Consider the following 558-nt stretch of genomic DNA (forward strand, 5'->3'; position numbering starts at 1 on the left):
GTTTAATTCATCTGTATTTGCATAATAGAAAATATCAAACATTTTATCTTCACCAATTCCTTTAACAGTTACCCCGTTATGCGTTCCACCTTTTGCAATGAGATACGCAACTTTATTAATAATGCTTGAATTAAAATGAACGCCGCCTTGATCCCATCCATTAAAATCGTTAAATTCACTGTAATCATCTGGATAAGGTACTCCAAGTGAAGATGGAACAGAAGCTGGGTTTTCCATATCACGGAAAACAGATCCAGTTTGTTCTCCCATTGTCCAGTTAAAGCTTCCATTATTTACGTATTTCTCAATAGATGTTCCCATAATATCAGATAGCGCTTCATTAATCGCACCAGATTCACCGTAATATTCAAGATTAGATTCGCTAGAAGTAACAGCATGTGTAAATTCATGTCCAGCTACGTCATATGCCTTGACAATAGGATCACCATATACAAGCATACTTCCATTATTAGCACTTAATGCATTTTGCCAATTTTTCGGATCGTTCGTATCTTCAGAATCCCAAGCATGTACAACTGAAACTACCTTTTGTCCCTT

The 558-nt window shown here is 36.2% G+C and carries 1 protein-coding gene; it reads right to left on the reverse strand.

Annotation, left to right across the window (positions count from 1 at the left end):
• A partial coding sequence (locus AC1DJR_RS32935; RefSeq protein ID WP_477004560.1) for a M4 family metallopeptidase occupies positions 1-558 on the reverse strand: 558 nt, incomplete at both ends.

This window comes from Bacillus sp. 05T31 (assembly GCF_056396725.1).